This is a genomic window from Erwinia psidii, from assembly GCF_003846135.1.
GTDB classification, from domain to species: Bacteria; Pseudomonadota; Gammaproteobacteria; order Enterobacterales; family Enterobacteriaceae; genus Erwinia; species Erwinia psidii.
Genome location: NZ_RHHM01000007.1, coordinates 52,839 through 77,367, shown reverse-complemented (window position 1 = coordinate 77,367; position 24,529 = coordinate 52,839). Strand labels below are relative to the sequence as shown.

The 24,529-nt window shown below is 49.2% G+C and carries 17 protein-coding genes; 8 read left to right on the top strand and 9 right to left on the bottom strand.

Annotated features, from left to right (window positions below; genetic code table 11):
• Positions 1-68 precede the first annotated feature (68 nt).
• A complete protein-coding gene (locus tag EB241_RS10255) occupies positions 69-617 on the top strand; it encodes a YcbK family protein (protein ID WP_124233082.1) in 549 nt (182 codons plus the stop codon).
• A 41-nt stretch (positions 618-658) separates the two neighbouring features.
• Positions 659-1,288: an MBL fold metallo-hydrolase gene (locus tag EB241_RS10250; protein WP_124233081.1), complete on the top strand. Its 630-nt coding sequence runs from the start codon at positions 659-661 to the stop codon at positions 1,286-1,288.
• Between the two features lie 163 nt (positions 1,289-1,451).
• Here EB241_RS10250 and EB241_RS10245 read toward each other — a convergent pair whose 3' ends face one another.
• From EB241_RS10245 to pncB, 4 genes are all read right to left on the bottom strand, one after another.
• Positions 1,452-2,642: an amino acid aminotransferase gene (locus EB241_RS10245; RefSeq protein ID WP_124233080.1), complete on the bottom strand. Its 1,191-nt coding sequence runs from the start codon at positions 2,640-2,642 to the stop codon at positions 1,452-1,454.
• A 184-nt stretch (positions 2,643-2,826) separates the two neighbouring features.
• Positions 2,827-3,915: a porin OmpC gene (ompC, locus tag EB241_RS10240; protein WP_324128994.1), complete on the bottom strand. Its 1,089-nt coding sequence runs from the start codon at positions 3,913-3,915 to the stop codon at positions 2,827-2,829.
• A gap of 301 nt (positions 3,916-4,216) precedes the next feature.
• Complete coding sequence (asnS, locus tag EB241_RS10235) at positions 4,217-5,617, bottom strand: asparagine--tRNA ligase (RefSeq protein ID WP_124233079.1); 1,401 nt, start codon at positions 5,615-5,617, stop codon at positions 4,217-4,219.
• Positions 5,618-5,789: 172 nt separating this feature from the next.
• Positions 5,790-6,995, bottom strand: coding sequence for a nicotinate phosphoribosyltransferase (gene pncB, locus EB241_RS10230; protein WP_124233078.1), 1,206 nt, complete (start codon positions 6,993-6,995; stop codon positions 5,790-5,792).
• 262 nt (positions 6,996-7,257) lie between these two features.
• Between pncB and pepN the strand changes: the two genes are divergently transcribed.
• From pepN to EB241_RS10210, 4 genes are all read left to right on the top strand, one after another.
• Positions 7,258-9,873, top strand: coding sequence for an aminopeptidase N (gene pepN / locus EB241_RS10225; RefSeq protein WP_124233077.1), 2,616 nt, complete (start codon positions 7,258-7,260; stop codon positions 9,871-9,873).
• A 591-nt stretch (positions 9,874-10,464) separates the two neighbouring features.
• Entirely contained in the window at positions 10,465-13,725 is a 3,261-nt protein-coding gene (locus EB241_RS10220) for a filamentous hemagglutinin N-terminal domain-containing protein (protein WP_124233076.1), read from the top strand.
• A 116-nt stretch (positions 13,726-13,841) separates the two neighbouring features.
• A complete protein-coding gene (locus tag EB241_RS10215; RefSeq protein WP_124233075.1) occupies positions 13,842-15,524 on the top strand; it encodes a ShlB/FhaC/HecB family hemolysin secretion/activation protein in 1,683 nt (560 codons plus the stop codon).
• Between the two features lie 28 nt (positions 15,525-15,552).
• Positions 15,553-18,030: a filamentous hemagglutinin N-terminal domain-containing protein gene (locus EB241_RS10210; RefSeq protein ID WP_124233074.1), complete on the top strand. Its 2,478-nt coding sequence runs from the start codon at positions 15,553-15,555 to the stop codon at positions 18,028-18,030.
• Positions 18,031-18,148: 118 nt separating this feature from the next.
• Here the strand turns inward: EB241_RS10210 and ssuB are convergent, their stop codons facing one another.
• The 5 genes from ssuB to ssuE are packed head-to-tail and all read right to left on the bottom strand — an operon-like array spanning position 18,149 to position 22,404.
• Complete coding sequence (gene ssuB, locus EB241_RS10205) at positions 18,149-18,937, bottom strand: aliphatic sulfonates ABC transporter ATP-binding protein (RefSeq protein WP_124233073.1); 789 nt, start codon at positions 18,935-18,937, stop codon at positions 18,149-18,151.
• Positions 18,934-19,725 carry an aliphatic sulfonate ABC transporter permease SsuC gene (gene ssuC, locus EB241_RS10200; protein WP_124233235.1) on the bottom strand — a complete coding sequence of 264 codons (792 nt, stop codon included), beginning with the start codon at positions 19,723-19,725 and terminating at the stop codon, positions 18,934-18,936. Before ssuC ends, ssuB begins: the two co-directional genes overlap by 4 nt.
• Entirely contained in the window at positions 19,725-20,879 is a 1,155-nt protein-coding gene (ssuD, locus tag EB241_RS10195; protein WP_124233072.1) for an FMNH2-dependent alkanesulfonate monooxygenase, read from the bottom strand. Before ssuD ends, ssuC begins: the two co-directional genes overlap by 1 nt.
• Positions 20,879-21,841 carry a sulfonate ABC transporter substrate-binding protein gene (locus EB241_RS10190; RefSeq protein WP_124233071.1) on the bottom strand — a complete coding sequence of 321 codons (963 nt, stop codon included), beginning with the start codon at positions 21,839-21,841 and terminating at the stop codon, positions 20,879-20,881. The genes ssuD and EB241_RS10190 overlap by 1 nt, the downstream gene beginning before the upstream one ends.
• 11 nt (positions 21,842-21,852) lie before the next feature.
• On the bottom strand, positions 21,853-22,404 hold the full coding sequence (gene ssuE / locus EB241_RS10185; RefSeq protein WP_124233070.1) for an NADPH-dependent FMN reductase: 552 nt from the start codon (positions 22,402-22,404) through the stop codon (positions 21,853-21,855).
• A gap of 401 nt (positions 22,405-22,805) precedes the next feature.
• On the opposite strand from ssuE, the gene pyrD reads away from it, so the two are divergent.
• Positions 22,806-23,816: a quinone-dependent dihydroorotate dehydrogenase gene (gene pyrD / locus EB241_RS10180; RefSeq protein ID WP_124233234.1), complete on the top strand. Its 1,011-nt coding sequence runs from the start codon at positions 22,806-22,808 to the stop codon at positions 23,814-23,816.
• Between the two features lie 162 nt (positions 23,817-23,978).
• Positions 23,979-24,524 (top strand): cell division protein ZapC, encoded by a 546-nt coding sequence (locus tag EB241_RS10175; protein ID WP_124233069.1) that lies wholly within the window; start codon positions 23,979-23,981, stop codon positions 24,522-24,524.
• Positions 24,525-24,529 lie beyond the last annotated feature (5 nt).

The window sequence follows — 24,529 nt, the reverse complement described above, 5'->3', positions numbered from 1 at the left end:
CGGTTATGGTTCCCGACTGTGACTGTTTTTCATCCTTCCTGAAAATTTATACCGGGTAACACAGATTGATGAATAATTTTAACCCTCGTCGCCGTAAATTGCTGGCTCTCGGTGGTGCTGCGTTAGGTTTAACGTTGCTTCCCGGAGCATCTTTCGCTTCGCTTTCCACTTCGCGCCCACGCATTCTGACGCTGAATAACCTGAACACGGGGGAGAGCCTGAAAACGGAGTTTTTTAACGGCAAAAGTTACGATAAAAATGAGTTGACGCGGCTTAACCATTTTTTCCGGGATTATCGGGCAAACAAAACGCGCAATATTGACCCTCATCTTTTCGATCAACTCTACCGCCTGCAAACGATGCTGGATACCCGTAAGCCGGTTCAGTTGATTTCAGGCTACCGTTCTGTGGCCACCAATAATTTAATGCATGAACGCAGTAGCGGCGTGGCGAAACATAGCTACCACACGCTGGGGCAGGCGATGGATTTCCATATTGAAGGGATTTCATTAAGCAATATTCGTAAAGCCGCGCTTTCGATGAAGGCAGGGGGCGTTGGCTACTACCCCCGCAGCAATTTTGTGCATATAGATACCGGGCCGGTCCGCCACTGGTAATGGAAAAACCACTGGCCTTGCTGTCGGTGTGATGGAGAGTTATGAACTATCAAACTATTCCGGTTACTGCTTTTGACCAGAACTGCTCATTGATCTGGTGTCCCTCTACTTTGGAGGCGGCGGTGATTGATCCCGGCGGGGATATGGAAAAAATTCAGGCGGCGGTGGCGCAAAAGGGCGTAACCGTGACCCAGGTTCTGTTGACACACGGTCATCTTGACCATGTGGGGGTTGCTGGCGATGTGGCCGCATACTATCAGGTTCCGGTAACCGGTCCTCATCCCGCGGATGCTTTCTGGCTGGAGGCATTGCCGGTGCAAAGTCAGATGTTTGGCCTGCCAGACTGTACCCCTGTTACGCCCGATCGCTGGCTTGAAGAGGGCGAAAATGTTCAGGTGGGCAATATCACCCTCGATATTCTGCACTGTCCCGGCCATACGCCAGGCCACATCGTTTTTTTTGCCCGGAAAGAGCGCCTGCTGATTTCAGGTGATGTGATTTTCAACGGTGGCGTGGGGCGCACTGATTTTCCGCAGGGAAGTCACCGTGATTTGATTGCGTCGATTAAAGCTAAGTTGCTGCCGCTGGGTGATGATGTGACCTTTCTTCCCGGTCACGGCACGGTATCTACTCTGGGGCATGAACGTATTGCTAATCCGTTCCTGCAATGATGAAGTCGTTATCTTATGCAAAAAAAGCCTGCGTATTCGCAGGCTTTTTTAATGCAGCAATTTTTCATCCAACGGTAAAAAAACAAAAACGCAGCGCCTGTACCGGGATAGTTTTTAATGCGCGGCCTGGCAGTGGAGCAGCAGGCCCTGTCTGTTCAGTACATTACAATACGGCAACAATTGCTTCGCACAGCGGTGCCATGTTGTCTGGCGTCATACCTGCCACGTTAACGCGACCTGAATTCACGGCATAAACACCGAAATCTTCCCGCAGTCGCACGACCTGTTCTTTCGTCAGCCCACTGAATGAAAACATGCCATTCTGGTTGATAATAAAGCTGAAGTCACCTTCAGCGCCCTTTTCCTGAAGGGTATTGACAAACAGCTGACGCATACGATGAATGCGCTGACGCATGTCGGTGAGCTCCTGTTCCCACAAAGCACGCAGTGCCTCGTTACCGAGGATGGTTGCCACCACGGCAGCACCATGAGCCGGAGGGTTAGAGTAATTGGCGCGAATAGTGGCTTTAACCTGACTGAAGGCCGTGTCGGCAACGGCAGAAGCACTGGCGACAAGCGTTAATGCACCAACACGCTCGTTATACAGGCCAAAATTCTTCGAGTAAGAGCTGGCCACAATCAGTTCCTGATGGCTGGCAGCAAAAATGCGCAGGCCCTCGGCATCCTCTTCCAGACCGCGGGCAAACCCCTGATAGGCAAAATCAAACAGTGGCAGCCATCCATTACGTAGCGACATTTCTGCCAGCCGGGACCACTGTTCGGCGGTAGGATCAATACCGGTTGGGTTATGGCAGCAGCCATGAAACAGCACAATATCACCCGCACTGGCTGCGGACAGCGCCTCCTGCATCCCCGCAAAGTCCAGCGAATGGCTGGCCGCATCATAGTACTGGTATTCACAGACTTCCAGACCGGCAGACTCGAAGACATTTTTATGGTTTGGCCAGCTTGGATTACTGATCCACACACGTCTGGCGCTGGTCTGCGTGGCGATAAAATCAGCGGCGACACGCAGCGCTCCGGTGCCGCCGGGCGTTTGGGCTGTACGGGCACGTTTTGCACTGATAATGGCGTTATCTGCACCGAACAGTAACGCCTGCGTGCAGTGGGCAAAATCAGCCAGGCCATCAATACTCAGGTAGTTTTTTGTCTGTTCATTTTCCAGCAGATATTGCTCAGCTTTTTTTACGCTGGTCAGGACCGGTGTCTTGCCGGTTTCATCTTTGTATACGCCGATACCAAGGTTGATCTTGTTTGGACGGTCATCAGCGCGAAAGAGATCGGCTAAACCAAGAATGGGATCTGCGGGTGCAGCAGCAATACGTTCAAACATAGTCGAAGTCCGTTAACTTAAACTGAAGCGAAATGAGGACTCAGGTTACCGTCAGGACGGAGAAATTGCCAACCGTTTGCGCTAAAAACCACGATGTAAAACAGGGCGTAAATAAAAAAAACAAAAACGGGACCAGAGGTCCCGTTTGAGCGCGGTTCAGGAGAGGATCTCCCGTGCGGCTAACTTAGAACTGGTAAACCAGACCTAAAGCCACAGTGTCATCGGTGTTCAGACCCAGCGCGTTGTCGCTGTTAAGCAGGTTGATCTGATAGTCAACGTAGGTAGACATGTTTTTGTTGAAGTAGTAGGTTGCGCCCACTTCAGCATATTTCACTAAATCAACGTCACCGTAGTTCTCGATGTTTTTGCCTTTAGTCTGTACGTAGGCAATGGAAGGACGCAGACCGAAATCAAACTGGTACTGAGCAACCAGTTCAATATCCTGAGTCTTATTGGCAAAACCAGTGTTACTGTTGGAATCAGAGATAGGCGTGGCGTTGCGGCCTTCTGAATAGGTTGCTGCCAGGTAGACGTTGTTCGCGTCGTACTTCAGGCCTGTGCCCCAGAATTCAGCGCGGTCACCGCGACCAAAGGTCTCCAGATTCTGTGAATCGGTACGGTCATAGGTGCTGTAAGCAGCAACAATACCAACGCCAACAGGAGAAGTGTAAGAGGTTGATAAACCATAGCCATCACCGTTCTGGCGCTGAACGTCAGTACGAGCGTTGGCACTGTTGGAATCATTTTTGCCCTGGTACTGCACAGCGAAGTCCCAACCATCGACCAGACCAAAGAAGTTGCTGTTGCGGTAAGTAGCCACACCAGTAGTACGGCCTGTCAGGGTGTCATTGTTGCTGAAGTCACCGCCGTATTCAGGCAGCATATCTGTCCATGCCAGAACATCATAACCCACCGCATAATTACGACCATAATCAAGTGAGCCGAAATCTTTGATTTTCAAACCAGCAAAGCCCAGACGGGTTTTGTTACCGCTCTGTGCATCATTGCCTTCAGAGTTAGCGGTATTGAAGTTGTATTCCCACTGGCCGTAACCGGTTAACTGGTCGTTGATCTGAGTTTCACCTTTAAAACCGAAACGAACATAGCTGGCATCACCATTGTTGCCATCATTGTCGGAGAATTTGTGATCAGCTACAGCCTTGCCATAGATATCCAGCTTGTTGCCATTTTTATTATAAACTTCTGCGGCATTAGCGGCGCCTGCTGCTAACAGGGCAGGGATCACCAGTGCCAGAATGTTGCGCTTCATCATTTTTTATTACCCTCATTGGCGTTATTTGGACACCTGCCACTGCCGTCAATAATTCTTTACAGAACTCTGAAGCGAGTTTGGTGTCATTCTGTGTCTGCACGCATCTTTCCATTCACGGCGCGGTTAATCTAGCCCGAAAGTGCTACCAATAGCCTATTCTTGTTTCTTAATGAAAATATATGTATCTAAATGTAATATTTACGGAACTTTGTGAACCACCTCATGATTTACAACAATAAAAAGGGCCAGCATAAGCTGACCCTTTTTATGTATATGAATTTCTTATATATAATGCAGAAAATCAGAAGCTGGCGTTACGCGGAGTGCGTGGGAATGCGATAACATCTCTTACATTTTGTACGCCGGTGACATAGGCAATTAATCTTTCGAAACCAAGGCCAAAACCAGAGTGCGGTACCGTACCGTAGCGGCGTAAATCACGGTACCACCAGTAATCTTCTTTGTTCAGCCCCATCTCGCTCAGGCGCATATCCAACACGTCAAGGCGTTCTTCACGCTGTGAACCACCGATAATTTCACCGATGCCTGGCGCAAGTACATCCATCGCGGCGACGGTCTTGCCGTCATCATTCAGGCGCATATAAAAAGCTTTAATGTCTTTGGGGTAATTCTTCACCACCACCGGGGCTTTAAAATGTTTTTCTGCCAGATAACGCTCGTGTTCGGAAGAGAGATCGATTCCCCACGACACGGCATTTTCGAATTTTTCGCCACAGTTAATCAGAATGTCCACCGCATCGGTGTAATCCACCTGGGCAAAATCCGTCGTTACAAATCGTTCAAGGCGCGATATGGCATCTTTGTCCACGCGCTCGGCGAAGAATGCCATATCGTCAGCCCGCTCGTTGAGCACTGCTTTAAAGACATATTTCAGCATCGCCTCTGCCAGCGCGGCGTTGTCTTCCAGATCGGCAAAGGCCACTTCAGGTTCAAGCATCCAGAATTCCGCCAAATGACGACTGGTATTGGAGTTTTCAGCGCGAAAGGTCGGCCCGAAGGTATAAATTTTAGAGACGGCGCTGGCGTAAGTTTCACCGTTTAACTGTCCTGAAACGGTCAGGAACGCCTCTTTGCCAAAAAAATCTTCTTCAAAATTAACCTTGCCTTCCGGTGTTCGTGGCAGGTTTTCCAGATCCAACGTTGAAACACGGAACATCTCACCGGCTCCTTCGGTATCGGAGGCGGTGATCAGCGGGGTGGAGACCCAGAAGAATCCCTGCTCATCAAAGAAGCGGTGCAGCGCCTGGGCCAGAGTGTGGCGTACACGCGCCACCGCACCGATCAGGTTGGTTCGTGGACGCAGGTGAGCCACTTCACGCAGATACTCAATACTGTGGCGTTTGGCGGCCATTGGATAGGTATCAGGATCGTCAACCCAGCCCACCACCTCGACAGCGCTGGCCTGGATTTCAAAGCTTTGCCCCTCGCCGGGTGACTCCACTACCTTACCCGTAACGACGACCGAACAGCCGGTGGTCAGGCGCAACACCTCATTCTGATAATTATTCAGTGAATTATTAACGACGGCCTGGACGGGATTAAAGCAGGAACCGTCATAGACGGCGATAAAGGAAATACCGGCTTTTGAATCTCTTCGTGTACGCACCCAACCGCGTACGGTGACTTCACTGTCAACCGCGACCCGGCCATGCAGTACATCCGCTACAGGCACAACGCTCATAAAAGTCTCTCTTTTCATCAAGTTTTGAAAGGGATGGCCCATTTGGGCCATCTGCTATGTTACTTGCCGGGAAGCGAGACACAAGAAGAATTCGTACTAAGGCAGGAGATTAATGCTGGCAACTGGACGAAAAATAAAGATAAGAGGGGCGAACCTCTCCTTTTTACTGTAATCAGCTGGCTTTTTTAACCAACGGCAAGGCGAAAGCTTTACGCAATGCCCTCACGAAGGCTTTGTCCTGGCAAATGGTTTTACCCGGACTGTCAGAAAGCTTCGCGACCGGCTTACCGTTACACTCCACCAGTTTAATCACAATATTAAGGGGTTTGACCTGGGGAATATCGCAGGTCAGCCGCGTCCCGATACCGAAAATAACATCGGCACGCTGGCCAAAATGGCGATACAACTCGACCGCCTTATGCAGATCCAGATTATCGGAAAAGACCAGCGTTTTACTGCGCGGATCGATATCCAACTTTTGATAATGGGCGATAGCTTTCTCTCCCCACTCCAGCGGATCGCCGGAATCATGGCGTAGCCCCTGGTAACGATGGGCAAAATGCTCATCAAAGTCACGCAGAAAAGCATCCATGGTAATACAGTCGGTCAGGGCGATGCCGAGGCAGTACGGATATTCATCCAGCCAGGCTTGCAGGGCGGCCCGCTGGCTGTTAGCCAGCACCGGACTGATTTGCTGATGGGCCTGAAACCATTCATGGGCCTGAGTGCCAACCGGCGCAATCTGCAGACGCCGGGCAATATCGTAATTACTGGTACCAACCAGCCAGGGAAACTCCTGCTTAAGTGTGCTGACAATTGCCATCTGCACATCGCGGGAAAAACGGCGGCGCGTACCGAAGTCCATCAGCTTAAAACGCGACATATCCAGATCCGCCGTCTGTTGTCTGAAGGCTGTCAGTTTACCCTGCAAATGTTCGACGACATGTTCCGGCTGAAGCAAAGGGGAACGGTGGCGGTGCACCACTTCACTGATCAGTGCCAATAGTGGCACTTCCCACATGATCACCTCCCGCCAGGGACCGGAAATGTGAATATCCAGTTTGCCCTGGTTATTGCGCACGCAAACCTGTGCCGGGTCATAGCGGAACTGACGAAGCCAGTCGAGGTAATCCTGGGTAAAGAAGGGCAGGCCAGAGAGATAGCTCATCTCTTCATCACTGAGTGCCAGCGATGGCATGATGGCAATCTGCTGAATAACTTCATCAGCATATATCCCCAGCATCTCATCGCTTCGGCAACGAAATTCCGCTACGACGGAAACCGTCTGATAGCGATGAAACACCGCCTGCTGCATGTGCAGCTTGTAAGCGTCGGTATCAAGCAAACTGGTTAGTATCGGGGAAGCATGTCGTGTCATGGTGCGTTTCAGCATCCTCTGGCGAAGAGCGTTATCCCTGGTTCAAATGATGTAAAAGTCGCTGGAGTATAACGTGAATACTCATTTATTGAACCTCATCACAGCATAATTCAACAGACTATGGCTAGGGTGGTAGGGGATGTTGTTAATGAAATGTAGTGTTCAGTGCCACTCAGCCCTGGGCGACTATTCTTCGTGGCAACATCGTGCCAACAGGAATAGACTGGACAGGGCTAACTAATTATCGACGTAAGAGTGACTTATGACGCAACTCCCTCAGGTTAAAAACCGCCATGATTATCGGGCACCCGATTACACCCTGTCTGATATTGATCTTACATTTGTGCTGGATGCCAGTACCACCAGAGTGACCGCCATAAGCCGTATCCATCATTCCGGTTCTGCAGGGGATGAGTTGCGTTTTGATGGCGAAGATTTAACCTTAATCTCCCTTGAGATCGATGACCAGCCCTGGCCGCATTACCGACTGGAGGAAGGGGCATTAATCCTCTGGCAAGTGCCCCAGACATTTACATTGAAGATCGTCAACGATATTCATCCTGATAAAAATACTGCGCTGGAAGGTTTGTATAAATCTGGTGAGGCGTTATGCACGCAGTGTGAGGCCGAGGGTTTTCGCCATATTACCTGGTATCCCGATCGCCCCGATGTGCTGGCGCGTTTTACCACAACCATTATCGCCAAAAAGTCCATTTATCCTTTTCTGTTATCGAACGGTAACCGTGTTGACGGTGGCCAGATGGACGATGGTCGTCACTGGATAACGTGGCATGATCCTTTCCCCAAACCCTGTTATTTGTTTGCGCTGGTGGCCGGGGATTTTGATGTGCTGCGTGACAGTTTTAAAACCCGTTCAGGGCGTGATGTGGCACTGGAAATCTTTGTTGACCGCGGCAATCTTGACCGTGCCGACTGGGCCATGACCTCACTGAAAAACAGTATGAAGTGGGACGAGGAGCGTTTTGGCCTGGAGTACGATCTGGATATTTTCATGATTGTCGCCGTTGATTTTTTCAATATGGGCGCAATGGAAAATAAAGGTCTTAATATCTTTAATTCGAAATTTGTGCTGGCCAAAGCGGAAACCGCCACGGATAAAGATTACCTCGGTATTGAAGCGGTGATCGGTCATGAATATTTCCACAACTGGACCGGTAATCGCGTAACCTGCCGTGACTGGTTCCAGTTAAGTCTGAAAGAGGGTCTGACGGTATTTCGTGACCAGGAATTCAGCTCTGACCTGGGTTCCCGTGCGGTGAATCGAATCGATAACGTCCGTAATATGCGTGGCTTACAGTTTGCTGAGGATGCCAGTCCGATGGCGCATCCTGTTCGCCCTGAGCAGGTTATTGAGATGAACAACTTCTATACGCTGACGGTGTATGAGAAGGGGGCCGAAGTGATCCGCATGTTGCACACGCTGCTGGGTGAGCACCGCTTCCAGAAGGGAATACAACTCTATTTCGAGCGCCACGACGGCAGTGCGGCCACCTGTGATGATTTTGTGCAGGCGATGGAAGATGCCTCAGACGTTGATCTTTCCCTGTTCAGACGCTGGTACAGCCAGTCAGGGACGCCGGTACTCACTGTGCGCGACGATTATAATCCAGAGCTGGGGCTGTATACGTTGCATGTTACGCAGATGACCCCACCAACGGCGGATCAGAAAGAGAAACGTCCGCTGCATATCCCGTTTGATATTGAACTGTACGACAATGAAGGGAACGTGATTCCACTTCAGCACAATGGTCGTCCTGTCCACCACGTGCTGAATGTTACCGATGAGTCCCAGAGCTTTGTATTCGATCAGGTTCTCAGCCAGCCTGTACCATCGTTGCTGCGTGAATTTTCCGCGCCAGTGAAACTCGATTATAACTGGAGCGATACGCAGTTAACCTTTCTGATGCGTCATGCCCGCAACGACTTTGTCCGTTGGGACGCGGCACAAAGTCTGCTAACCACGCACATCAAATTGAATGTTGCCCGTTATCAGCAGGGGCAGCCGTTCTCTGTACCACTTCATGTAGCGGATGCATTCCGGGCAGTGTTGCTTGAGGAAAATGGCGATCCGGCGCTGATGGCGCGTATCCTGTCGCTACCGGGTGAAAATGAAATTGCTGAGCTGTTTGATATCATTGATCCGCAGGCCATTTCCGCGGTACGCCAGGCCTTTGTGCGTATGCTGGCGAGCGAGCTGGCGGATGAATGGCTGGCGGTCTGGCATGCCAACCATACTTCCGTATACCGGGTGGAGCATGTAGATATTGGTAAGCGCGCGTTGAAAAATGTTTGTCTGAACTATCTGGCCTTTGGCGAGGTGGCGCTGGCAGAAAAGTGGGTGACAGCTCAGTATCAACAGGCTGATAACATGACCGACGTACTGGCAGCGATGACGGCTGCCGTGGCGGCGCAGTTGCCATGCCAGGAAACATTACTGCATGCGTTCGAGCAGCGCTGGCACCAGAACGGTCTGGTGATGGATAAATGGTTTGTGTTGCAGGCCACCAGCCCGTCAGCAGATGTACTGCAACGCGTTCGTGCGTTGCTCAGCCATCGCTCTTTTGACAGAGGCAACCCAAACCGCATTCGCTCGCTGATCGGTGCGTTTGGTTTGCTCAACCCGTCGGCGTTCCATGCTCAAAACGGCAGTGGTTATAATTTCCTGGTGGAAATCTTAACCGATCTGAACACCCGAAATCCGCAGGTTGCCGCAAGAATAATTGAACCGCTGATTCGGTTTAAACGTTATGACAGCGAGCGTCAGGCATTAATGCGCGCTGCGTTGGAACGGCTATTGGATCTGGATAAACTATCAGGTGATTTATATGAGAAAATTACCAAGGCGTTAAACGCTTAGGCTGATTGTTTCAGTAAAAGCGGGTATAAAACACCCGCTTTTTACTATAAAAATGACATGTATTTACATCAAACAACAGAATAAACTCATCATTACAATCCAGTTTAAGTGTGAAAGTTCTGTTGGGTGTTGAATTTTTTTGATGATTGATTATACGAAATTTAATTATCCGTTAAGCTCTGAAAAAATATACTTTAATATATAACAATAAATATATTTTTATTTTTCTTAAACGCACCTATTAATTTTTTTAGCAAGTAATGTGATGTGTTTATTAACAAAAATATATTGTGGTTATGATTGGTAAAAATATTTTAATTAAGGTCTTTTCGATGATTATGGTGTGTTTGGCTGCTTTTTGTTATTGACTTATGAGCTGCATAACAATAATATTTTTACTGTCTTTTTATGAATTATTTTATTTAATTTTCTCCAGTGTTATATTTATTTCTATTTTGTAATTTTTTAATGTGCTTATTAACATTCTAATGGGTTTTTATTATTCAACTGATGTTGTATTGCCTCGTTGATTATAGTGATAAGTGTTTTTTCTTAAATTGGTTTACATAACATAAGGATTTGTGATTGAATATGAAAAGAAATAACCTCCGCGAAATTATCAATAAAACGCAAACTCTTCACACCTCCATGTCTGATTCTCATTTTATTCGGCGTGTCAGTTTGTCCAGGTGTTCGAAGAATAGTCATGCCATGCTACAGCCGGGAAAATTAAGTGCTGTCAGTTTTGCTGTGCTGGTGTCCCTTGGGCTTGGGCATCAGGCAAAAGCAGGAATAGTAGCCGATAGCAGTGCAATTTCCAGCCAGCAACCTGACATTATCAATAATGCTAACGGCACCACCGTGGTTAATATCACCACGCCAGGTGCCGCAGGTGTCTCGCGTAATACCTATTCCCAGTTTGACGTTGATCAGAATGGTGTGATTCTGAATAACTCAAAAAATGGTGCTTATACTTCTCTTGGGGGTGCCATTGGCGGTAATTCTTCGCTGTCCGGCAGGACTGCAAGTATTATCCTCAATGAAGTTAATTCCAGTCATGCAAGTCAGTTAAATGGCTATATTGAGGTTGCCGGTGATAAGGCTGAGGTGGTTATTGCCAATGCTTCGGGCATAACCTGCGATGGCTGTGGTTTTATTAATGCCGGGCGGGCGACGTTAACGACGGGAACGGCTCAAATCGACAGTAGCGGTGGACTGACAGGTTATCTCGTAGAGGCGGGAAATGTTACCATTGATGGCGATGGGTTTAACAGTCAGGCCCCGGATTTTACCAATATCATTGCCCGTTCGGTAAAAGTGAATGCGGCATTGCGGGCGGGAAATAATTTAGCAATCACTACCGGACGCAACACTGTCAATGCTGCCAATACGAAGCTAACTAAGCTTGCTGGCGATGATAGCTCCATATCTCCCAAACTGGCGCTGGACGTGACAAGTCTTGGCGGCATGTACGCAGGTGCCATCACCCTTGTGGGTACTGAACATGGCGTGGGAGTAAAAAATGCGGGTGAGCTGCTGACGTCAGCGGGCGCCGTCAGGATAACGGCGGATGGAGACATTACTAATTCCGGGCGTATCAGTAACAGCATGGCTGGTTCAGTTGTTTTAGATGGGGTTAATGTCCATAACACCGGATTGCTGTCCAGTAATAGTAACATGGACATTACTGGTTCAGGTGATGTTGTTAACAGTGGCTATGTCGGTGCTTCCAGGGGGGTATATATTGATGCGGCGGGTTTGGTCGATAATAGCGGGCAGATTATCAGCGCTGGCAGTGATATAAGCCTTACCGGAAGTAATATTGATAACAGTGGCGAGATTGACAGCCATCAAAGCCTGATAGCCACCAGTAAAAGTGACTTTACTAACAGTGGTAGTTTGAACAGCGCGGGTTATATGGGCCTGACCAGTAACGACGAGTTTACCAATACAGGCACTATTGCTTCGCAACAGGATATCATCATTACTGCGGCTGATATTAACAGTAGTCCTGAAAGTAAAATGAGCGCCGGGAGAGGTTATTCGGTCACGAAGGTAATCCGGCAAAATACAACTCCTGTACCGGACGCAGACCAGGAACCCACTGCCCCCGATGAAAATGAGGGAGAGGCAGGCGACGCATCGGATGCACACGATGAGTCCAGTGATAACGATGCAGAAAAACCGGCGAACCCGACAAAAGCAGGAATAGTAGCCGATAGCAGTGCAATTTCCAGCCAGCAACCTGACATTATCAATAATGCTAACGGCACCACCGTGGTTAATATCACCACGCCAGGTGCCGCAGGTGTCTCGCGTAATACCTATTCCCAGTTTGACGTTGATCAGAATGGTGTGATTCTGAATAACTCAAAAAATGGTGCTTATACTTCTCTTGGGGGTGCCATTGGCGGTAATTCTTCGCTGTCCGGCAGGACTGCAAGTATTATCCTCAATGAAGTTAATTCCAGTCATGCAAGTCAGTTAAATGGCTATATTGAGGTTGCCGGTGATAAGGCTGAGGTGGTTATTGCCAATGCTTCGGGCATAACCTGCGATGGCTGTGGTTTTATTAATGCCGGGCGGGCGACGTTAACGACGGGAACGGCTCAAATCGACAGTAGCGGTGGACTGACAGGTTATCTCGTAGAGGCGGGAAATGTTACCATTGATGGCGATGGGTTTAACAGTCAGGCCCCGGATTTTACCAATATCATTGCCCGTTCGGTAAAAGTGAATGCGGCATTGCGGGCGGGAAATAATTTAGCAATCACTACCGGACGCAACACTGTCAATGCTGCCAATACGAAGCTAACTAAGCTTGCTGGCGATGATAGCTCCATATCTCCCAAACTGGCGCTGGACGTGACAAGTCTTGGCGGCATGTACGCAGGTGCCATCACCCTTGTGGGTACTGAACATGGCGTGGGAGTAAAAAATGCGGGTGAGCTGCTGACGTCAGCGGGCGCCGTCAGGATAACGGCGGATGGAGACATCAGTAATTCCGGGTTTATCGGCACCAATTTTATGGGTTCAGTTACCCTGAATGGCACTAATGTAAGCAATACGGGAAAACTCTCCAGTAGTACTCATGCGGCGATTATTGCTTCAGGTGATGTTGTTAACAGTGGTTATCTGAACGCGTACAGGAGTATTGAGATAGAGGCTACAGGCTTACTGGATAATAGCAACCAGATTATTAGCAACAACGGCTATATAACCCTTTCAGGAGGTAATATTGATAACAGTGGCGATATTTACAGCAGTGATCTTCTGATCGCAACCAGTAAAGGTGATTTTACTAACAGTGGTATTTTAGATAGCGCGAAGTACATGGCCCTGACCAGTAACGACGGGTTTATTAATACAGGCACTATTGCTTCGCAACAGGATTTGATCATTACTGCGGCTGATATTAACAGTCGTCCTGAAAGTAAAATGAGCGCCGGGAGAGGTTATTCAGTCACGAAGGTAATCCGGCAAAACACTACTCATGTATCGAACGTAGATGAAGAAGAATTCACCGCCGACAGTGAAAGCGAAACAGAGACATACCCCGTATCGCACGTAGATGAAGAAGAATTCACCGCCGATAGCGAAAGCGAGACAGAGACATACCCCATATCGAACATAGATGAAGAAGAATTCACCGCCGACAGCGAAAGTGAGACAGAGACATACCCCGTATCGCACGTAGATGAAGAAGAATTCACCGCCGACAGCGCAAGCGAGACAGAGACAAACGCCTCATCAGAGGTGTACGCAGAACCAACTGACAATATTGTAGAGAAATTAGTGGACCGCTCCGGCAAAAAATCGGGTTGGGGATGGTTGTATTCGCTATTACGCTAATTGCTTTTCTGAATAAAACTAATGAAATAACAAGCCCTATTAACAGGGCTTAACTGTGTTAATCATGGGTGACTTCATATGTCAGCCATACTTTGCTCGTACAAGGAATGTTTGAAATGCATCAATTGCATTTGTTAAGAATAAAAAGTTTTCTTTGCTTTATTTGTTTAATTAAATCGGCGTGTGTCACGGCGCAGGATAATTCCTTTAATGAGCAATTGATTAACCAGCAACAAAGGCAGCAAGTGCTTGAAAGTCGTTTAAAGCCGCCAACGCAGGATGTTCGTTTTTCGGACCCTGGTGTGGATACCGGGCTGAGCCACTTTCCACAGGAAAAAAACTGTTTTGTTGTCCATAGGGTTGTGCTGGAAGGCGATGATCGTCTTCCGGGCTGGCTGCCTTTACAGCGGATTGCCAGTGATGCCATGGGGAAATGTCTGGGCGGCGAAGGTATCAATTTGCTTATGAAGAGATTGCAAAATCGCCTTATAAGCCATGGATATATCACTACCCGCGTTATGGCCCCGGAGCAAAATATGAAAAGCGGCACGGTGAAATTACGTGTGATCCCCGGTAATGTCAGAAACGTTAAGCTTACCGGAGATGACGATATTTTTCTTTACACCGTTTTCCCTGCTCATTCCGGCACTTTATTTGATCTTCGGGACAGTGAGCAAGGCCTTGAGAATCTACAAAGATTGCCGGGCACTCAGGCGAGTATAAAAATAATTCCTGGTGAAACGCCGGGAGAAAGTGATATCGAAATCAGCCGGAAGAAAAATAAAAATTGGCGTACGGGTATTACTTTAGATGATTCCGCAACCCGCAGTATAGGCCGCTATCAGGCTGGAGTCTCGCTGTCGCTTGATAATCCTTTTTCACTAAGCGATCTGTTCTATATTTCCGGGTCGCATGATTTGTATAAGGGTAGCGGCAAGGGGAACCGAAATCTGACGACACATTACTCATTGCCGTTGGGCTACTGGGCTTTCGGTATAACTGCCTGGAATTACAAATATCACCAAACTGTTTCAGGATATTCCCGGGATTATCTGTACAGTGGCAGAATAAAAAATATTAATGCGCAACTCAGCCGGGTTATGCATCGAGGCCGAAATCAAAAAACGACCCTGACTTATGATTTGCAGGCGCGTGAATCCCGCAATTATCTTTATGACACCGAGATAGAGATACAGCGTCGGCGCACTTCTTCCTGGCGTTTCGGGTTGCAGCACCGACATTATTTCGGTAAGGCCACTTTTGACGCCAATATCAGTTATCAGCGGGGAACTCGTTGGTTTGGCGCACTTCCTGCACCGGAAGAATACTCCGGCTCTGCGACTGCGCTTAGTAAGTTTGTTCGAACGGATATGCAGCTTAACATTCCCTTTAATTTTCGGACACAGCAATTTCGCTACAACGTCCGTTATTTGCATCAGGCAAGTACCACTCCTCTGACTGTTCAGGAGCAATTGTCGCTGGGCAACCGCTGGACGGTCAGGGGATTTGATGGAGAACGAACCTTAAATGCCAGCCAGGGCTGGTTTTTGCGCAATGACTTTGCCTGGCGGACACCTCTGCCTGGCCAGGAACTTTATCTGGGGCTTGATTACGGCAAAGTCAGTGGCAATGGTAGCCAATATTTAACGGGAACACATCTGGCTGGCAGCCAGTTGGGCGTACGTGGCAATGCATTTAACGTCAATTACGACTTGTTCGCCGCGACACCTCTTTCCAAACCAGATGCATTTGAAACCAGTAAATTAACGCTGGGTTTTAGTATGTCCTGGAGTTATTAAAAAAAACGCAATACATAAGGAAATAGTAATGAACAGTAAACTTTTTAGGCTTGTTTTCAGTAAAACTCACGGCATGTTTGTCGCGGTTGCCGAATTCTCCTGTGCTCATCGTGCAGATTCTTCTTCTGGCAACGCAAAAAAAAGTGCAGTGAAGCAAATTGGACAGCTCAGTATGATTGGTCTCGGTCTTTTGCTGTCGATGGGCGCGGTCAAAACTGTGCAGGCTAATGTGGTGGCGGATGCTTCAGCATCTGCCGCATTGCAACCTGGAATAAGCAATACGCCTCATGGCTCTACGGTGGTTGATATTCAGGCTCCAGGCGCTGGGGGCGTTTCACGCAATGTATACAGCCAATTTGATGTCGGCCAACAAGGTGTGATTCTTAATAACTCGCAAAATAATACGTGGACTCAGCTGGGAGGCGAGATTCAGGGGAATGCCTCACTGGCGCAGGGTGCAGCGAAGATCATACTTAATGAAGTAAATTCACCCAATGCCAGCCAGTTAAATGGCTACATTGAAGTTGCCGGACAAAATGCAGAGGTCATTATTGCTAATCCTTCGGGGATTACCTGTGATGGTTGCGGGTTCATCAATGCCAATCGCGCTACCCTTACAACAGGGCAGGCCCAGATGGAAAATGGTGTTTTGACTGGATACAAAGTGCAGGATGGAGAGATAGTGGTGCAGGGAAGTGGCATGAAAACATCATCCCAGGACTTTACCGATATTATTTCACGTAGTGTTAAGGTGAATAGTTATATCCAGGCGAATGATTTAAAAATCACCACAGGACGCAATCTGGTTGATGCTGCAAATCAACAGGTGACCAGACTGGATAATAATCATGCCGACAGTAATTCGCTGGCCCTGGATGTCTCCAGTTTGGGCGGTATGTATGCCCAGAAAATTATCATGATTGGCACTGAAAAAGGTGTTGGGGTTAATAACTCCGGCTCGATTTTCAGTGAAGCTGGGGATGTGGTACTCAACACAGATGGAAATATCAGCAATAGTGGTTATATCGCAGCCGCCGGTAATGCTGTATTTACCACCAACAATACCCTTACTAATACCGGTATTCTGAGTTCTGATAACAATACCAGCATCACGGCCTCTGCTATGGACAGTACAAGTGGCAGTACAATTAACGCAGGAAATGGCAATCTGGTAATAAATACCTCCGGCAGGCTGAGTGCACAGGGTAGAAACAGTGCGGGCGACAACATGACGTTACAGGGTTCTGAACTGGTGCTTAAAGGCGGTGAAGCCTATGCCCGTAATATCACACTGAAAGCCAGCGACGGCGGGATCGACAGCCGTGAAGCGATGCTCACCGCATCTGAAAAATTAACGCTTTCCGGTAATAGTGTAAATAATCAGCAAGGTGCCTTATTTGCTAATAACATTTCCATTGATTCTTCCGGTGAAGTTAATAATAAAAATGGAACTGTGTACAGTCTAAATGGAGTGAATATCGATGCTGGTGCGTTTATAAATGTAAATGGGACTGTATCGGCTCAGGAAGCCATCATTAAGGCAAATACCATTGATAACAATATGGGCCATATGACGGTTGGAAATTCATTAACGCTGACAGCCGATGAAATTAATAATCAGAATGGTCAGCTAGACGGTAATATCATTAAGCTTAGCAGTGATGTGCTAAAAAATGAGTCGGGCATCGTTGCGGCTAACACAACGTTAGATATGTCTGTTAAGGATCTCCAAAAAGGTAATGGTAAAATTTCTGTCGGTGGCATGGATATTAACGATGATGATACTAACGTACCTGACAGTGACGATCAGCAAGAAAACGAAACGGCTGAAACATCAATTCCATCATTTGACCTCACTGATAGCAGCGCTTTTTGGGAGTGGAATGACACCGTGGGTAGTGACGGATTTTACCAGCAGATCGTTAATTCTGGTCTGCCGGGTATAAATTCCCGCACCCAAATGCTGCCTGAGATTCTCCACTATATGTATAAAGTACTTGCAAGCGGTGGGGATATTACCGATGCAATTGTCGAAAATGTGACGGGTACTTTATGGGGTATGGGATATACTCAGGACCAGATGGATGTTATTCGTAGCATCGCGGATACTATGACGACGAGCTGGAACAATCCGGCTGGCGGCCAGGGGGATATTTCGCTACCTGACAATGGCGATCAGCAGGCAAACGAGACGCCTGAAACATCAATTCCATCATTTGACCTGACTGATAACAGCGCCTTTTGGGAATGGAATTACACAGTGGGCGGTGATGGACTTTATCAGCAGATCATTAATTCTGGTCTGCCTGGCATAAATTCCCGCACCCAAATTTTGCCTGAAGTTCTCCATTATATGTATAAAGTACTTGCAAGCGGTGGGGACATTACCGATGCAATTGTCGAAAATGTGACAGGTACTTTATGGGGTATGGGATATACTCAGGACCAGGTGAATGTTATCCGTAGTATTGCCGATACGGTGACAGCGAGCTGGAATAATAACTAACCATAATTAGCTTTCACATTATTTAAGCGGTTGCTCTGACGATGCGAAAGCATTAATGTTAATTAACATTAGGAACCAGGCTGGTTCAATGCCTCAAAACGATAGCCAGCCTGGTTCGTCAGCGTAGCGCAGTGCGCTTACAGGCTTCAACCGGCGAACGCATCATTACTCTGTCCAGCACTTCTGCTTCCAGTTCAGCCAGCCGCACCGAACCTTTGCGTCGTGGACGTGGCAAATTCACCATCAAATCCAGCCCGATATTACCTTCTTCTATTAACAGAACCCTGTCAGCCATAGTTACTGCTTCGCTGACATCATGAGTGACCAGCAGTACGGTAAAGTGATGTTGCTGCCATAATGTTTCAATCAATCCCTGCATTTCAATGCGGGTCAGTGCATCCAGAGCGCCCAGTGGTTCATCAAGCAGTAGCAGGCCAGGACGATGGATCAGCGCACGAGCTAATGCAACCCGTTGCTTTTGTCCACCAGAAAGGGCAGCCGGCCACTCCCGTGCTCTTTCTGCCAGCCCGACTGCCGAGAGAGCATCCAGCGCCGATTGCTGCCATGCCCGTCCTTTCAACCCAAGCCCGACGTTATCAATAACACTTTTCCACGGCAGCAGGCGCGCATCCTGAAACATCAGCCGGGTATCACCTCGAGCCTCGCTCAGGGGAATGTTACCGGCCAGAAGTTTACCTGATGAGGTCTTCTCAAGTCCGGCCAGCAGGCGAAGAAGGGTGCTTTTACCACAGCCACTTCGACCAACAACGGCCACAAACTGGCCAGACGGGATATGCAGATCGAGACTTTTCAGCACCGTTCGGCCGCGATATTGCTTGCTGACATTATTGATCACCAGCGGTGTACCGGCATTGAGGCGCGTAGGTAAAGGATTTAATTCGCTCATGCGTTTTCCTCTTTCAATTGATAAGCCGGATGCCAGCGTAGCCAGACGCGCTCCAGAAGATGTGCGCTGACATCGGCCAGCTTACCGAGCAGCGCATACAGAATGATGGCCACCACCACTACATCAGTTTGCAAAAATTCGCGGGCATTCATCGCCAGATAGCCAATACCGGCATTGGCTGAAATGGTTTCTGCCACGATTAACGTCAGCCACATCAAACCCAGCGCAAAACGCACGCCGACCATAATCGCAGGCAGCGCCCCCGGCAAAATAACCTGAAAAAACAGGCCCCAGCCGGTGAGACCATAGCTGCGGGCCATCTCCACCAGCCCGCGGTCAATGTTGCGGATACCATGATAGGTGTTGAGGTAAATGGGAAAAAGCGTCCCTAACGCCACAAGAAATATCTTGGCTGACTCGTCAATGCCAAACCACAGGATCACCAGCGGGATAAGTGCGAGGTGAGGCACATTGCGCAGCATCTGCACCGAAGTATCGAGTAAACGTTCACCACTGCGTGACATGCCGGTGATCAGACCCAGAAGCAGGCCTGCCGAACCTCCTATGCTGAAACCGACAGCGGCACGCCAGCTGCTGATGGCAAGATGCTGCCACAGTTCCCCACTGGCGGACAGATTCCAGAAGGTCAACACTACCGCTGCCGGAGAGGGCAGAATACGGGTGGAGAGCCAGCCCGTCCGGGAGGCAATCTGCCAGACGATCACCATTACCACTGGCAATACCCACGGCACCAGTCTGCTGCCAGCACGGTTAAGATATTTTTTCATCATAACCTCTGGCCCTGTGCCCTTTTTTTAGGGGCGAAATCATGGGCGACCGCTTCGCCGTGGGCGCTGATAGCAACGTGTTGGGGGATTTCCGGGACCTCCAGGTCAAGATGGGGGAACAACAGTTCACCGACGCGGTACGCTTCTTCCAGATGCGGGTAGCCAGAGAGAATAAAGGTTTCAATGCCGAGGCCGGCATACTCCTGCATTCTGGCCGCCACCGTTTTGCCGTCACCCACCAGTGCCGTGCCTGCCCCGCCACGCACCAGCCCTACGCCAGCCCAAAGATTCGGACTGACTTCCAGTTTGTCGCGGCGACCGCCATGCAGCGCCGCCATACGATGCTGACCTACTGAATCAGTCTGTGCCAGCGCTGACTGTGCTTTGGCAATAGTGGCGTCATCCAGATGAGAGATCAGACGATCGGCGGCACGCCACGCCTCCTCATTGGTTTCACGCACGATCACATGCAACCGGATGCCAAATTTAACCTTACGTCCCTGAGCAGCTGCTTTGGCGCTCACCTGCTCAATCTTTTCTTTCACCAACGCCGGCGGCTCCCCCCAGGTCAGATACACATCCACCTGTTCTGCCGCCAGGTCCTGAGCTGGCTCAGACGAACCGCCAAACCATAGCGGTGGACGAGGCTTTTGAACGGGTTCAAACATCAGGCGAGCTCCGCGAACCTGGATGTATTTGCCTTCATGATCCACCGTTTCACCTTCCAGCACCCGACGCCAGACGCGAGTGAATTCCGCTGATTCGACATAGCGCTGCTGGTGATCGAGAAATACCCCGTCGCCTGCCAACTCTTCTGCATCGCCGCCGGTTACCAGGTTAAACAGCGCCCGCCCATTGGAAAGGCGATCGAGCGTGGCGGCCTGTCTGGCTGCCTGAGTGGGAGAAATCACCCCGGGACGCAGGGCCACCAGAAAACGCAGGCGCTGGGTAACCGGAATTAGCGAGGCGGCAACCAGCCAGGCATCCTCGCAGGAACGGCCGGTTGGGATCAGTACGCCGCCGAATCCCATTCTGTCGACGGCCTGAGCAATCTGTTGCAAATAACCATGATCAACCGGGCGTGCTCCCTCGTCGGTTCCCAGATAGTGGCCATCACCGTGGGTGGGCAGAAACCAGAAAACAGAAAGGCTCATTATTTCACTCCTTTTTCTTGGGACTGTGTGGGATGCCAGATACGGCTAGCGACATCGATCTTTACCGGCATCAGGTGATTGGCATAAAACAGGTCAGCAGTTTGCTGTTGAAGTTTGAGCGTTTTATCGCTCACCGGGTCAATAGTGGTGGGAGGACGATGATCGAGGTAGCTGGCAATAACCGGTTTGGGCAATCCCATCGCCTGAGAGAGAAGATCAATACTGTTATTGCGATCGCTGATCGTTAGCGCGTCGGCCTGACTGAACGTTTGCAGCACCTGGCTGATAAATGTACCGTTAGCTTCAGTGAAAGTCCGCGCCGCAAGATAGAAGGAACCGGTCTGATTCAGTTGGCTGCCATCCGTCAGCACCCGGACATCGCCCTGTAACAGCGCCGCTGAATAGTAAGGGTCCCAGATTGCCCATGCATCGACGTCACCTTGCTGGAAAGCGGCACGCGCATCCGCTGGCGTCAGATAAGCAGGCTGAATATCGCTGAATTTCAGACCAGCTTTCTCCAGTGCGCGTAGCAGCAGGTTATGGGAGCTTGAACCTTTCTGGAAAGCCACTTTATGACCTTTCAAATCGGCAACGGTTTTAATCGGGCTGTTTGTCGCCACCAGAATCACTTCGGCTTTGGGTTTGGGCGGTTCAGCGCCTACGTACAGCAGATCTGCACCGGCGGCCTGCGCAAAGATAGGGGGAATATCACCCGTGCTACCCAAATCAATGCTGTTAATATTCAGTGCTTCCAGCATTTGTGGACCGGCCGGGAATTCCACCCATTTAATTTGTGTGTCGGGAAAACGCTTCTCCAGCAAATGATGGGCACGGGCCAGCACCATACTCACCGAGCCTTTCTGATAGCCAATACGGACGGTTTTGGGGGCGGCTGCCATTACGCTGGTCACCATAAGGCTGGTGATAACCATCGCTGAGGCAAAACGTGAAAACAGATTCATGGTGATGTCCCTTAAACCGCAGTGGCTAATGGCTGGCGGCGGCGTACGATCGCGTGCCTGAGGGTGTCGACCGACTCAGTAACACGTGATATCAGCAACGGTGAAAATTGCGGCTGACCGGCGTGATCGGTGATGTGTGGGTCCTCGGCAAATACGCCGTGCAGCACCTCCTGCGCTTTCAACGCATTCAGCACCGGCTTGAGGGCGTATTCGACCGCCAGCATATGTGCCAGCGTGCCACCTGTGGCCAACGGCAGCACAACTTTGTGTTCAAGAGCACGTTCAGGAAGCAGATCCAGAAGGGTTTTCAACGCGCCGGAAAAAGAGGCTTTGTACACGGGAGTGGAAATAATCAGCCCGTCAGCACGGCTAATATCATCTTTTAACGCCAACAGAGCTGGGGAATCAAAGCGGGCATAAATCAGATCTTCTGCCTGAAAACGGTGCAGGTTCCACGGAATAACATCAACGCCATGCTGTTCCAGCATCTGCTGGCAGAAGGTAAGTAGCGCGGTGGAGCGTGAAGGATAACGGGGACTCCCCGCCAGTGTAATAACCCGCATAACCACTCCTTATAGCTAAAAGTTATAGATTGAACTTATTTGAGAGAGTTCAGATCTATCCTGACAGAGTGAGTGGTGGTGCTTAAATGATTTATCTGGCAGAACTAAGTCAGTTTTCAGATAAAGACAGGGGCCGGCAGAGGCACCGTTACAGAGAGCGTTTTGCTGATATTTAAACGTTTTACTTTGCGGTGAAAGGACTTTACCATTTTGCACCGCGCCTGCATCGTCACAACGTTTCCAGCGTACCGGCTTATTTGGCCAGCTACTTTCGTACATCACTTAGCGGCATAACAAAGTGGGAAGGATCGTTTTCTGACGAAGAACGTCGTTTTCAGGGGGCTGTCTGCGAACAGCCACTATTACTCTTTCAGACCCGGGTGTTCGGGTATTCAGGAGCGATCATGTATAACCTGGTTCGAAATGCGCTGTTTCAGCTTGATGCTGAACGTGCGCATGAACTGACTCTTTTGCAACTACACAGAATGACCGGTACGCCGTTAATCCATTTCGTTCGACAGACGCTTCCTTTCAAGCCGGTAACCTGCATGGGGCTTACCTTTAAGAATGCGTTAGGACTGGCGGCGGGTCTTGACAAGAACGGCGAGTGTATTGATGCCTTTGGGGCAATGGGCTTTGGTTCTGTTGAAATTGGTACCGTGACGCCACGTCCTCAGCCGGGTAATGATAAGCCAAGAATGTTTCGTGTCCGTGAAGCGGAAGGCATTATCAACCGTATGGGATTTAATAATCTGGGCGTCGACAATTTGATTGAAAATGTCAAAAAGTCACATTTTGATGGCGTATTAGGGATCAATATTGGCAAAAATAAGGATACGCCCGTTGAGTTGGGTAAAGATGATTATTTGACCTGCATGGATAAAGTTTATCCCTATGCCGGTTACATCGCGATCAATATTTCCTCACCGAACACGCCTGGCTTACGCTTGTTACAATATGGTGAAGCGCTGGATGATCTTCTGCTGGCGGTAAAACAAAAACAGAAAAGCCTTGAAACACTTCATCATAAATATGTTCCGCTGGCGGTTAAGATCGCACCGGATCTTTCAGAGGAAGAATTGATCCAGATTGCTGACAGTTTAGTTCGACATAATATTGATGGCGCGATTGCGACAAATACCACCCTGGACCGTTCACTGATTTCCGGCTTAAAGCACAGTACAGAAGCAGGCGGGCTGAGTGGTCGTCCGCTGCAGCTGCGGAGTACGGAAGTAACGCGCCGCCTGGCACAGGAACTTAATGGTCGTTTACCTGTTATAGGCGTGGGTGGAATAGATTCGCTGGTATCCGCACGGGAAAAGATTGCTGCGGGCGCTTCGCTGATACAAATATATTCTGGTTTTATCTACAAAGGTCCATCGCTGATAAAGGAAATTGTGACCTATCTTTAAGCCATTTCTTAACATAAACAGGTCAGGGGCTTTATTTTCGCCTCTGGCTCGTTTATATTTTGTCCTGTTTAAACAATATTCGTATTCGCCTGGTGGCAGAGGTTTAAATTTCCCTGATTACCTTTTGAATAGCTGATTTCTTTTATCTCCACAGGACACATCATGAGAATCAAACCTGACGACAGCTGGCGCTGGTTTTTTGATGCTGAACACGATCGCATGATGCTGGATCTGGCCGATGGTATGCTGTTTCGCTCACGTTTTTCCCGAAAGATGCTGACACCTGACGCTTTTGAGACGTCAGGATTTTGTGTTGACGACGCGGCAATGTTTTTTAGCTTTGAAGAGCAGTGTCGCCGCTGTGAACTGAGCGCAGATGAGCGTGCCGAACTGGTGCTAAATGCGCTGGTGGCCTGCCGTTTTCTGAAACCGCTGATGCCAAAAAGCTGGTATTTTCAGGCAAATGAGCAGCGTGGCTGGCAGCCGACAGAAGGTGAGCTGGTGGTGGTACGCCTGTGTGAAAACGGTGAAGAGGCCGTTTTACTGGTGGTTGAAGCCGGTGAAAATGCGGCACTTTGCCTGCTGGCACAGCCTGCTCTGACGCTGGCAGGGAAAGGCATGGTGCTGGGTGACGCAATTAAAATTATGCACGATCGTCTGCAGCCTCATTCCGATCAGGTGAACCTTTCCTTCGCCAGAGCGGTCTGAATTTC